Source organism: Nocardioides rubriscoriae, assembly GCF_008087085.1.
Classification (GTDB): Bacteria; Actinomycetota; Actinomycetes; order Propionibacteriales; family Nocardioidaceae; genus Nocardioides; species Nocardioides rubriscoriae.
The window spans coordinates 1-11,987 of the sequence record NZ_VIYJ01000020.1 but is presented as its reverse complement, the minus strand read 5'-3'; the positions used below and the strand labels follow the sequence as shown (position 1 = coordinate 11,987).

The 11,987-nt window shown below is 61.8% G+C and carries 11 protein-coding genes and 1 pseudogene; 8 read left to right on the top strand and 4 right to left on the bottom strand.

Features of this window, described 5'->3' with window-relative positions; genetic code table 11:
• Positions 1-111 precede the first annotated feature (111 nt).
• Positions 112-510 (bottom strand): nucleotidyltransferase family protein, encoded by a 399-nt coding sequence (locus FZC61_RS22695; RefSeq protein ID WP_148616544.1) that lies wholly within the window; start codon positions 508-510, stop codon positions 112-114.
• Between the two features lie 221 nt (positions 511-731).
• On the opposite strand from FZC61_RS22695, the gene FZC61_RS22690 reads away from it, so the two are divergent.
• The 4 genes from FZC61_RS22690 (at position 732) to FZC61_RS22675 (ending at position 5,450) form a co-directional block, all read left to right on the top strand.
• Complete coding sequence (locus FZC61_RS22690; RefSeq protein WP_148616543.1) at positions 732-932, top strand: hypothetical protein; 201 nt, start codon at positions 732-734, stop codon at positions 930-932.
• 853 nt (positions 933-1,785) lie between these two features.
• Entirely contained in the window at positions 1,786-3,000 is a 1,215-nt protein-coding gene (locus tag FZC61_RS22685) for a hypothetical protein (protein ID WP_211357410.1), read from the top strand.
• Positions 3,001-3,241: 241 nt separating this feature from the next.
• A complete protein-coding gene (locus tag FZC61_RS22680) occupies positions 3,242-4,807 on the top strand; it encodes a hypothetical protein (RefSeq protein ID WP_148616542.1) in 1,566 nt (521 codons plus the stop codon).
• Positions 4,800-5,450, top strand: a complete 651-nt coding sequence (locus tag FZC61_RS22675; RefSeq protein WP_148616541.1) for a hypothetical protein — start codon at positions 4,800-4,802, stop codon at positions 5,448-5,450. The genes FZC61_RS22680 and FZC61_RS22675 overlap by 8 nt, the downstream gene beginning before the upstream one ends.
• Positions 5,451-5,835: 385 nt before the next feature.
• Here FZC61_RS22675 and FZC61_RS22670 read toward each other — a convergent pair.
• A pseudogene (locus tag FZC61_RS22670) lies at positions 5,836-6,477 on the bottom strand (transposase); the annotation flags it as partial.
• Between the two features lie 203 nt (positions 6,478-6,680).
• On the opposite strand from FZC61_RS22670, the gene FZC61_RS22665 reads away from it, so the two are divergent.
• Positions 6,681-7,277 carry a sulfotransferase family 2 domain-containing protein gene (locus FZC61_RS22665; RefSeq protein ID WP_170286245.1) on the top strand — a complete coding sequence of 199 codons (597 nt, stop codon included), beginning with the start codon at positions 6,681-6,683 and terminating at the stop codon, positions 7,275-7,277.
• Here the strand turns inward: FZC61_RS22665 and FZC61_RS22660 are convergent.
• A complete protein-coding gene (locus FZC61_RS22660; protein WP_170286244.1) occupies positions 7,259-8,854 on the bottom strand; it encodes a glycosyltransferase family 61 protein in 1,596 nt (531 codons plus the stop codon). The two genes, FZC61_RS22665 and FZC61_RS22660, sit on opposite strands and share 19 nt — an antisense overlap.
• 189 nt (positions 8,855-9,043) lie before the next feature.
• Between FZC61_RS22660 and FZC61_RS22655 the strand changes: the two genes are divergently transcribed.
• Complete coding sequence (locus FZC61_RS22655) at positions 9,044-9,226, top strand: hypothetical protein (RefSeq protein WP_148616538.1); 183 nt, start codon at positions 9,044-9,046, stop codon at positions 9,224-9,226.
• A 347-nt stretch (positions 9,227-9,573) separates the two neighbouring features.
• On the opposite strand, the gene FZC61_RS22650 is transcribed toward FZC61_RS22655, so the two are convergent.
• On the bottom strand, positions 9,574-10,467 hold the full coding sequence (locus FZC61_RS22650) for an endonuclease/exonuclease/phosphatase family protein (protein WP_246142861.1): 894 nt from the start codon (positions 10,465-10,467) through the stop codon (positions 9,574-9,576).
• Positions 10,468-10,760: 293 nt separating this feature from the next.
• On the opposite strand from FZC61_RS22650, the gene FZC61_RS23290 reads away from it, so the two are divergent.
• Together FZC61_RS23290 and FZC61_RS23525 are read left to right on the top strand one after the other, a co-directional pair.
• Positions 10,761-10,898 carry a hypothetical protein gene (locus FZC61_RS23290; RefSeq protein ID WP_170286243.1) on the top strand — a complete coding sequence of 46 codons (138 nt, stop codon included), beginning with the start codon at positions 10,761-10,763 and terminating at the stop codon, positions 10,896-10,898.
• Between the two features lie 542 nt (positions 10,899-11,440).
• Positions 11,441-11,677, top strand: a complete 237-nt coding sequence (locus tag FZC61_RS23525; protein ID WP_246142860.1) for a hypothetical protein — start codon at positions 11,441-11,443, stop codon at positions 11,675-11,677.
• The last annotated feature ends 310 nt before the right edge of the window (positions 11,678-11,987 follow it).

Sequence of the window (11,987 nt, the reverse complement as noted above, 5' to 3'; positions counted from 1 at the left end):
TATGCGGGCGGAACGACCCCGTGTCGCACCACGTGTGCTGACCGCAGCTCGACTGCCTTGGCGGCGCTCCGCCCGCACCCACAACAAACGCGGGTCCCCACCCCTGCTTGTTCAGCAGGCTCCTAGGGCCTCGGTCAGGTCGATGAGGTTGAAGAGGTTGAACGCGGGTGGGAACTTCGCAATGAGGTCAAGGTCGCTGCTTGGTTGCGAGGTGCCTTCGGCGACGGACCCGAAGATCGCCACGTCAGTGGCACCGACCGCGTCGAAAAGTGCTTGAGCCTGGGCGCGAAGGTTGTCGGTGAGGACATCTGCCGGGTTCACCAAGGGTTCCGTCTGTAGCGCAGCCACCGCCTGCGCCATCCCGGGTCGAGCGAGCAGTTCCTTGAGCCGGTCGTCGCCGCGAACGAACCCACGACCCTTAGCAGCCGACCCAGTGGGCGGGCCTTCAGGGGCCGTATCAGTGGTTTCCTCGTGTCCGGGTGGTTCCTGTTCGGGGCCCGGCGACGTCATAGCTTCAGTTACACACCGACCCCCGACAGGTCCGCCTAACGGGGGTCTTCTGCACGGATAGGTAACATCAAATCTTCGTCGAGACGTCCCGGCCTGCCCCCTTGATCCGCACCAGAAGACCTCCAGATGCCCTCCGTGCCATCCGGGAGCCGGGGCAGGTGGTCGGACCTCTCGTCGATGATGCCGGGCCGAGAGGGCCCCAGCGGTCCCAGGGTGGAGACGTGGTCACTGTTGAGGAGCTCGAGGCGCTGCTGGCGGGTGGAGCTGAGTTGCGCCGCCTGGAGCTGACGGGCGCCTGGCTGGTGCTGTGCAACACGTTCTTCGTGGCCAAGGTCGCCAGGTCGGTGATGGCGATGGGCAACCTGCGCGACGGCTGCCTCCTGGTGGTCGGAATCGACGACGACCGAATAGCGGCCATGTAGCCAGGTCTGAGCGACGACGAGTTCGCCAAGTGGTCCGACTTCGACCTGGTCGCTTGCGCCCAGAACGGCCACAGCGACCCGCCCGCAATCCTTGCGCTACGCCGGTTCAGGCTGTCCAACGGCCTCCGGGTCGTGGTCATCGACGTGAACGAGTTCGAGTACCACGTATACATCTGCAGGAAGGATGCACAAGGGGTACTGTAGGGCGTGCAGATCTACGTGCGGCCGCGAGGCAAGCCGGATCGGTGGCCGTACCGTCGTCAGCCGCCGCCCGAACTGCACAACCTCGCCGTCTCCAGGGACATCCGCGAATTCGTGCGGATGACCGATGAGGCACTCCAGTTCGCTCTAGAGGACGGGTGGCCATCCGCCTGCGACGAGCCACCGAGATCCTGCGGACCGGACGAGGCGCCAGTTCCCGGCTCGGGAGGTCGGTGGCGGCGAACGCAGTCCTTGCTAGCGAACGCGGCGACGGACACGGCCTCAGGTTCGGTCGGCGGTGTCATTGGTGCGGCTGGTGCGGCGTTCCTGGGGATCGGCTGATCGGCTGGTCTCTGACATGGCCGACTCCGCGGCGAGGCCGAACGGGCTCGCTTTACCCGCCGGTAATGCGACAAGCACACGCGCTCGCGGCGAGCGAAGACAGACTCGACGAACTGGGCTAACAGCGCGCGGCAGTCCAGGCGATCGGAGCTTGTCGTGCTGTGGTTCGTGCCGGCTCCAACATTGTGTCGCTGGCGACAGCCAGGCGGGTAGGGGACGACGTAGTCAGGCGCACGCGGATGACTCGGCTTACCCGGCACTGTCGGCGCCGCGTTCTAGTGTGCGATGTACCAAACGCTAGGGAGCATTGATGACGGAATCTGAGCCGGAAGCCGAAGTGGTCACCCAGGAGGCAGCCCCTGAACCAGAGGACCCCGCTGCGAAGGCGCCCGCAAAGGAGGCGCCTGAGGAGAAGACGCCCGGGAAGAAGACGCCTGGAAAGAGGAGCGCGGCCAAGAAGACCACGGCCAAGAAAGCCACGGCCAAAAATGCCACGGCCAAGAAAGCCACGGCCAAAAATGCCACGGCCAAGAAGGCCGCCGCAAGTGTGCCCAAGTACCCCCGCCATTCCGTGGAACGAGCGCTGCGAATCCCGCAGGCGATCTACAACCAGAACGCCGCCAATCCGGCGACCCCGACCGAGGCAGCGAAGTTTCTCGGCGGAACGGGTGTGAGCGGAGCCTTCAACGTCGAGATGAGCTCGGCCAAGAAATACGGCTTCCTGGAGAGTGAGGACGGCAAGCTGGTCGTCACCGATCGTGCGCGCAAGGCAATCGCGCCGCAGAGCAACGACGACAAGAGGAACGCGCTGCGTGACGCGATCTTGGCTGCGCCTGAGATGTCTGCTGTTTACAACTTCTATCGCGGCGAGAACCTGCCCGATAACCAGTTCCTCGTCAACGCATTGACTGATCGGTTCAAGATCCCAGCGGACAAGGTGCCTGAGTTCCTAGATCTGTTCACCGAGTCGATTAAGAGCGCTGGCCTGCTTGACGAGTCTGGCGAGCGCCCACGGTTGTTTGATATAGGCCGAGACGAAGCACACAAGCCAGGTGGAAAGTCGGCTGCGAAGGCCAAGGCCGCCGCAGTGACTGGTGCAACTTGCTTCATCATGCAGCCCTTCGCAGCACCACTCGGTGGCTACTACGAGTCAATCTTCAAGCCTGCCGTTACGCAGGCCGGGCTAACGGCAGTTCGAGCCGATGCTGAGATCTTCGGCACTGGGAAGATCATCGACCAGATATGGCGCGGTATACGGGATGCAGATGTATTGGTCGCTGAGCTGACGACCAAGAATCCGAACGTCTTCTATGAGCTTGGCCTCGCCCACGCTTATGAGAAGCCGGTTGTGCTGGTGTCCTCCAACCAAGACGACGTCCCGTTCGACCTTCGACACATTCGGGTCATCCTGTACGACCAGACGGACCCGTTCTGGGGCCAGAAGCTGATCGATAAGGTGGCGGACAACATCCGGTCGGCGCTGAACAATCCGGAGGACGCGATCTTCCGCGCGGATCAAAGTTGAAACGAGCTGCCTAGGTATAGCGCGCAGCGCCGCGCCGGACTGCGAGCAGGCCGACGTTGCCGCATCTCCCGCCTTGTCGTCCGACCTGGCATCGGCACATCCCTTGACCAGCTCCTGGACGTCTCGTCGGCTCGATGCATCCCGAGACCGGCCCGCAGGATCGGTAACGACGGCACTCGGCTGGCGGGGTCAGCCACATAGAGGATTGGTGATCAGGTTGGCGAGCGAGCCCAACGCTGGCGTGGATGAGCAAGCGAACGAGGTCGACCTTGAGGATGACGTCGCATATCTCTGTGCCCGTAGCGCCGGCACAACGTTGGGTAGTTACGACGGACTGGAGTCGTGGACCCTTCATGCATCTTTGCTCACCAACGCGGATGAGCAGGCGCTCGTGACCCTGCATGAGCGCCTGCATCACGAGCTCCAACACACCACGTTGTGGGGGCTGGTCGGCCGGTTCGCCGGCGATCTGGCGCGGCTCGGGATTGATCCGACGCGGATCCGTCGGCTATTTCGGTTCAGCCGCGACCAGGCCCGCATGCTTCATGAGACGTACGCAACGACGCTGTCTGTGGGTGTCGAACCGACCTGGCGCACTTCGCTTGAGGACAACACCGACTATGCAGCGTTCTACGACGCCGGCGTGCGGCTGGCGCCGGGGCGTGGCTGGGCATCCGACCGGTTCGCAATCGATTGCGCACTCAGGGCATGCATGAGCGCACCAGCCCTGGGCGAGGCAGTAGCTGTGGGGTTTGCCAGGGTTCGCATCGCGACGTTGGCGGGTGCCGAGAGCGTCCCCGACCTGCGGATGCGACAGTTGCAGCACCTGGTTCAAGGTGGGCTGACGCTGCCGAACCCGTTAGGTCTGGACTCGGTGTCGACCTCAGATGAGCTTGCGGTCTACTTCGACGAGGTCGCTACCGTGCTTGAAAAGCATGGTTTACCGACCATGCACACAGCGGAAGTTCGGTCCACGATTGATGCCCTGTTTGAGGACGTCGCAGCCCTATCGCCCGATCTCCGTGCCCGCATCGAGCTCGATCTGCGTGGCGATCGCACGCTCGAGGACGTTGAAGAGCACCAACGAGAGCGCATCGCCCTACACGACACTGGCCCGCTTCCCCTTGAGATCGTTGACGTCGCCGAATTTTCAAGCAGAGCGGCTGACTTCGTGCGGCATCACTCCGACGTGGGCATGCATATTCTTCTGGTTTGGGCGCGCGCAGACGTGCTTGCCAGGCAGTTTCGCCGGCCCAATGGATTAGACGGGATCGACGGCTACGTGTGTGCTCTTCAGGCTGCCGGTCTGAGTGAGACTAGTGAGGCAGTCGCGCGCTTGTGCATCTTCGAGACCGAGTCGCCAGCCGAAGTCGCTCGCTTGTTCTCCACGGTCAAAGTCGTGTGCGTCACGACTGCATCCAGCCTGATGGATGCGCCAGGGGCAGCGTCATCGAAGGGTATTGAGACGATCGTCGCGATCATGGATCAGCCAGTGGTCGCGCAGTTCCTCCACACATTTAAGGCTCAGGCTCGTGTGACCTGGGCTCGTACCGCTCTGTCCGGTGACCGGCACCTGCACATTTTCAGCTACCTCATATCCGCACTCCCCGGGATCGTGTGGCTGCAAGTGGCTTCTGAGGTCGGTCGTCAGGTGACCGAACGGTGGCTTGCCACGCTCGGCGAGGATAAAGTCGTTGCATCACGAAGTGCCTTCGAGCCGCATATGCCGCTCATCGATGCAGCTGTCCAGCACGTGGTGGCTGCGTGGTCTGTGATTGATCAGCGAGGAGGTCGTCGTAGTGAATGACGACGTGGCATCAGGACGCCCGCTTACCAGCGTGTCGGGACTAGAAGGCTGGCCGCTGGTCGCCGAAATCGTGCGAGGCCAGTCAGGTTCGGGATCAGACCTTGACGTGACTCAAGCCGGACTACTCGATGTGGTCGCGACATGCGGCGTCTCGCCAGCCACCCCAGGAGCACCAACCACCACGTCAATCGCCGACTCCATCGTCGATCTTCTCCAGTCATACGCCGATGAACCGCTCGCGATGCGCATCGGTTCGTGGCATGTGAACCTTCCCGTCACAACGTTCCAGACGCTCTTCGCCTCCGGCCTCCTCGTCGGGGGGGTCGAACTGCTGGGTATCGAATCTACAGCCGCCGTCGTCTTGGCGGCAGTGGTGCCTTTCGTCGTCGACATTGAACATGTACGCGTTAGCCCGTCACAACGAATCGTGCTGGCCAAACTCACGGCAGACCTGACAACGCCGGCGGCGGTGCGGGACCTGTGGGACAAGTTGCCGCCAGACCTACAACACGAGCTCACCTTCTTAGAGTTCGTTGACCTCCTAGATGCGCTCGAGCGAGCCGGTGCACTGACCCGAGGTCGTGACGACAGGTACTCGCTGCCTTCAGAGCACGGCTGGCTCAGTCTGCGGCTCGGCGACTGACGCCCCGGTATGCCGACGCCATCCTCGCTGGAACCAAGAGCGTCGAGTTCCGTCGCCAGGGCCTGCCAGACGACGTCACCCACATCGTGATCTACTCCACCGCACCGGTACAGCGGATCGTGGGCATGTTCGAGATCGACACGATCGACAAGACTTCCCCGACGCGGGCTTGGAAGAAGTACGGACGTGTTGGCGGTATCGAGCAGACCCCGTTCGAGCGCTACTACACCGGCGCAGCCCACGCCTACGTCATCCGAGTACGACACCCCCGACGGTTCGATGCCCCGGTCACGTTGGCTGACCTCGACCCGACGATGCGACCACCCCAGTCCTACATGTACCTCACCGTGCCTGTACTTGAACGCCTCGACCGCCTCGCCACACCGGTGGCGAACTGCACGCCGAGGATCTCGCGGTGTCCGTCGTTGTTGACGCCGGTGGCGACCATGACCGAGACGTTGCGGACCCGCCCACCCTCGCGGACCTTCATCGTCAACGCATCAGCCGCGACGAAGGTGTAGGGCCCGTCCTCGTTCAGCGGTCGGGTCCGGAAGTCCTCGACGTGGGCGTCGAGATCTTGAGCCATTACCGAGACCTGTGACTTCGACAGACCGGTGATCCCCAGGGACTGCACGCGCTTGTCCATACGACGGGTGCTGACACCCAACAGGTAGCAGGTCGCGACCACGCTTGTCAGTGCTGCTTCGGCGCGACGGCGTCGCTCGAGGAGCCACTCGGGGAAGTAGGTCCCGGCCCGGAGCTTGGGGATCGCGACATCGATGGTGCCGACGCGGGTGTCGAGGTCGCGGTGGCGATACCCGTTGCGTGAGTTGACCCGCTCCGGCGCACGACAGCCGTAAGCCGCGCCGCACACCGCGTCGGCATCGGCACCGAGTAGGGCGTTGACGAACGTCGCGAGGAGCTCACGCATCAGGTCCGGGCTGGCCTGGGCGAGCTGCTCGTGGAGGAACTCCCCGGGGTTCAGCGTCTTGGTCAGGGCAGGGTCGATACTGGTTCCAGCGGTCATCGATGTGTCCTTCTTCGAGTTGGTTGTGAGAGATCACTCGAAGGATTCACCGGTGGCCGCGCCTACGTTGGAGGCACGCGCGCCCACTCAGGTCGTCGTACACCACTCTGCTGGACTCAACTCTCGTGTCGAGCTGCGGGCGCAGCCTGGTTGCGGTGTGAGACCGTAAACGGATGCCTATCTTTTCTCGTGACGGTCAGCACGTGCTATTCGCGCACGTGCCCAAAACTGGGGGGACGGCGATCGAGCGGGCGTTCAGCGACAGCGGGTTTGGGTCCATGTATCGCGATATGTCGCCACCCCACAAGGGTGCCCGGGCGCTGCGGCGCTGTTCGCCGCAGCACCTGCATGCTCAATTGTTGTGCGACCTGTTTCGGCTCGACCTCTTCGCGATCACATTTACCGTCGTCCGCGACCCGGTAGCCAGGTTCCGCTCCGAGTTCCTCTACCGGAACCGACGCTCGGGGGCATCACTGACCCCCGAGCTCGTCGAAACCTGGGGCATCGACGTATTGAACCGACGGAAGGAAGATCCATATGTGCACGACAATCACCTTCGCCCGCAGCACGAGTTCGTAACTCCGGGCATGCAGGTTTACCGCTACGAAGACGGGCTAGACGTCGTAGTGCGCTCCCTACGCGAGGACCACGGCGTGGGTGTGACCGCTGGCCTCACCCACGTCAACGAGCCGCAGGGCCTTCGCTCAGACGATGTACCAATCACGCCGAGGTTGCTTTCGGCCCTGCTTGCCACGTACGAGGCGGATTTTGAGCTCTTCGGCTACTCCGCCGACGGGTGAGCTGAGTTCCCGTATAGCCCGTTAAGGACCTCGCGCAGGTATATCTCGTCGTCCGGTCCGAATCGGTAGTCCGACTGCACCACACTCCGGTCGTTGATTATGACGTCATCGCACCACACCATCCACAGCTCGTGACCGTACAGCGCTGAGAACACCGATTCGACATACTCGACGTAGGTTCGTGCTGTGATAGCGATGACCTGCTTCGGTGGGCCACCTGCCGTCAGCGCTAGGTGGTACATCCCACTACCCGCGAACCCGGCGAACGTCGTGCAGGCCCGCACCATCGACATCTGGGTAGCCAGTGAGTGGTCCTCTGGGTAAACCACCTCGAAGCCATGGTCGCTGAATACCGCTTCGACTCGTTCGCCGTTCATGCAGCCCCGACGGCGGCCGGGTTTGCGGCTGAAGAACAATCGCCCGGGGTACGAGCGGCCCGGGTCGGGCGAGGTTGAGAGACGCTGGGCCATCCGCCCATAGAGATCGACTAGAGCGGGGTGTGCGCGGTCGGGCAGGTAATACCCGCCGGTTGCGGTGAGCAGTCGCTCGACCACGACAGGCTCTCTAGCCACAGTTATGCGACTTCGCGGGATGCCCGCCGCATGCAGCAGCTGGAGCTCCCATTCGGCCACAGGGACATGACGCCTGGCGGTCACGAGTGCCAAGACGTCAGGGTGTCGAGCGACGGCCTCGGACCAAGCCCATGTCTTGGAAACCTGTTCGAGCAGGTTGTGACCGAACTGCCCGCGCCATTCGTTATCGAGATGGAGGTAGGTTCCGGCGAGCCGCCGTTCCGGTCGGGGGGGCGGCAAGGCGGCGCGTTGGGTGAGGCTCTCGAGTTGGGCGTTGGAGTAGATGCCCGCGTAGCTGCGACGGAACGACTCTGGAAGCGCGATCCCATCGGCGACTACAGCCGATTGGAGGAGGCACCACACCTCGTTATAGGTGTGTAGGCGCAGGTCAAACCCCGCGAAGGTCGTGGGTAGAGAAGCCGCGCGGACTTCGTCGTTACCGCGAGTGACGCCACGGGAGACCCACGGCTCAGCGGGGACAACTACCGCGGCATCGTTGACCTTGCTGTGGCCACGCAGTGAATCGACTTCATGCTCAAATACTTTGATTAAGGAGTTGTGTGCCACATCTACTCGAAGCCAATTAGCCCCAAGGCTCGTAGAGCCGATGACGTCGGCCAACCTCGGCCTGCCGGGGTCATTTGTGCTGAGGCGCTGCAAAAAGCTGCGGGCACCGTCACCGGGCTCGGCGCGCTCGCTGACGACACACCCCCGAGCGCGGACCAGGGGGACTAGTGTCTTGATACGCCGACGCCATCCCGGTGCAACACTGATATCCAGAACGAGGTCGAAACGGGCCGAGGCAGCGAGCTTTACGACGGGGGGCTGACCCTCTGCGTCGACTCTGCTTGTCACGACTCGGGCATCCGGATCGAGACCACGGAGCCATGCCGACAGTTGATGGATCCGGTCGCTGGGTTGGTCGCCGTGCAGAATGCACACGTCCGAGCCGCCGTTTTGAGACAGCTGGCCGAGCAACAGCAAGTCGGTAAGTTCTTCGTCCACCACCGGGCGCATCAGGGGGTCAGCACCTCTGGGGCACAGCAGACAGGCATCAACACGTGGGGGACCTCAGTCATCATCGTGATACTACCTTAAGGCCAGGACTCTCTGGACGTATGCCGTTAAGCGTGCTCACTGGGGTCCTGTTCGTGCGCCCCACCACTTCTCTAGGCCCCTGGATACAGTTGCCTCATGAACCACCAAAAGGCCATGCTGACGACCTACAATGAACTAATCCGCGTCTTGGAGTACGAATTTGGCGACAGTGGCGAACACCGAATCGCCACCTCGCCCGAACTGATTGCTGATGTACTCTTGGACTACTTCGAGATTTCGCTCAAACCCGAACTGGACTTGTCACGCATCCTGTCCTGATAGACGGTGGTGTATCTCGGTGTAGAGTACGGTCTGGGCTAGGCCACCGGGGCAGGCATGACGGCGCACGTTTCCCAGTACCGGTTCAGCATAGTTCATAATGCATCCTATCGCCGCGAGTTGACTCCGAGGTCGATCTTCTCCGTCTGCGCACAGGAAGCAATTCGAAGCCTTCAAGCGTGTGACCGTTCTTATGTTCAGAAGCGGCGGCTGCGTCGGCGTTGGCAAGAACGACTCGGATGGACTGCTGTACCTCCACCCTTTTGAAACGATCCAGGTGGAGGCACAGCCGTTCAATCCGTTGGCAACTTGCGCAGCATAATCCCTCGCTGAATCGACTGCCTCAACTAGAAGTTGATACTAGAGGCCGCATACAGCAGTTTGTGGTCTGACGCATTGGTCGAGAGAGACAAGGACGATTGTGCTGTATTGCTGAAGACGTTGGACGAGATGAAGACGTAGTCGAACTTCACGGTCGCGTCGTTTGCAGTCGCAGATCCGCAGCGGCAAACATTAACCGATCCAGCTGGCTGCTGCGTTCGATAGGCTTCATGAAAATACCCCACCGAGCTCGAGGTCGGGTTTTTGTAGATTTTATCCATCGCAGGACGGTCGGGGGTCATATTGAAATCGCCGCCCAGGATAATGCGCTTGTCGGTGCTGATCCAGTATCGGTTCTGAGCTGGATTCTGCATCCAGGGCTCAATTTCCGCCACCTGGGCTCGCTGCTTTTCATAACCGCCGTTAATGACGATGTGGACCGAGCACGCACGGTATTCGGACTGGAACAAGACGCACGCCATTCCGGTAGCGGTCGATGTATATGCGTCCGTAGGATCGGGATCCGTTTCGTATACGTACTGCGTGTCGGCAGAGAAAGTCATCGTTGTCTTTGAGCCGGTCGTTCCACCCGTCCAGATTGCTGCCACACCGCCATTCTCAGTGCCAGGACAGTTCGTTTGGTCTTGTTTGAAAGCAACGGTCCATCCTTTAGTGGCCCCATTTGTCCCGATAAGCGAGTCCAAGTGCGACTTACACACCTCTTGGAGAAGAATTACCTGCGCACCCTCGGTCTCGGCCTTATCGACAGCGGACGCGAGTGCGGAGGGATCTCGGTGGACATTCTGGTCCACAATGCCCAACTGCTGGGTAGTAAGCGCACTGGCGGGGGCCTGGACTGCAGCCACAACCAGCGCTGGGACGGTGAGACCAAGAGCGACGAAGGCAAAACGGACTTGCATGAGACTCATAACGTTCCGATCTACGAAAGGGCATGCGGGCAACTACGACTGAGAGTCTGTTGCGGTCGCATTTGGAGGGGCCAGTTTCGCCTTCTCTAAGTCCTAGAGCAAGAGATAGGGGACAAATAGTTGCCCAAGAGAGTGCGTCACATGTGGCGCTGACTCGGGCGAGTGGGTCGAGTCCCCGGAAGTGGTGTGCGAGATGAAATCGCTCTTCGAGCGTGTCGGCGAGGGGGTGGTGGCGGTCCGCTTAGCTAGAGGGGCTCTTTCTTCCGCGCCGCTTCGAGCGCGCCGTGATCGAGCTAGATCGCTACGGCAGCGGCGGCGACGAGGTGGTCCAGCGCTGGAGCCCGTCCACCAGGGTGCGCGAGGTCGTGACCGCGAAGGCCGTGACTGACTGGACGCTCGCCTCGCACCTCTTCGTCGCCTGAGGTCGGCACGCTCATGACTTCTTTCACTGTGCTCTCGCGCGCCAACGGCGCCTCGATCGAGGTCGAACGAGTGGACATCAACCAGTGGGTCCTACCCGGAGTCTTTGGATGCCAGGTGATCCTGTGCGACGTGGGTTGCGAATCAAGCTCATCACTACCTCGCCGTGCAGGCGGACATGCCCGAGTCCGCGATCGTGCTTGGTATCGATGAGAAGTCCCAGATGCAGGCCCTGGACCGCACCGTGCCGATCCTGCCGATGCAAGTAGGCACGATCGAGCGTCGCCCGCACGACTTACTAGCGCCACGGCACCACCACCTTGTTCGCAGCCATCGACATCGCCGCCGGCCACGTCACCGCCGCACTGAAACTCAGGCACCGTCACCAGGAGTTCCTGGCCTTCCTCAAACAGATCGAACGCGCCTACCGCCACGTCCACGACAAATCTGGTGTCCCCGTCGAGTTGCACCTGGTGATTGACAACTACGCCGCGCAAAAGCACAAGGCCTCAAGGCGTGGCTGGCTGAGAACCCACGGTTCGTCGTGCACTTCACCCCGACCCACGCCTCGTGGATGAACCTCGTCGAGGTCTTCTTCAGCACCGTCGAACGCCAAGCCGTACGCCGCGGGGTATTCAAGTCAGGCAAGGACCGCAACACCAAACTCCGCGCTTTCATCGACAGCTGGAACGAACGCTCACACCCGTTCGTCTGGACAAAGACAGCCGAGAAGGACCTCGAGAAAGCCAACCGTCCAACAACTTCAAATCCGCGCCATTAGTCCGCTCCGCACAGGTGAAAGCGCTACATAGCTTGAGGCCGCCCTCTGCTGGCGATCGCGAATCACGCCCTACCGCAGGTGTGAAAAGTCATGAAACGCCCGAACCCAACTTAGGCCGGCGGCGGGCCGCCTGCTCATCGATAAGAACGCTCGCGCCCACAAGGCGGCACATATCACCAATGTGGCTCTTCACAATCCGGGGTGTAGTTGGGGTCCGAAGCCCCCGGATTCCAGGAGCGATCTGGCGATGTAGTTGGTGAGGTTGCGGAATCCGAGGGCTGAGCCACGGAGGTGTTCGAGCCGTCCGTTG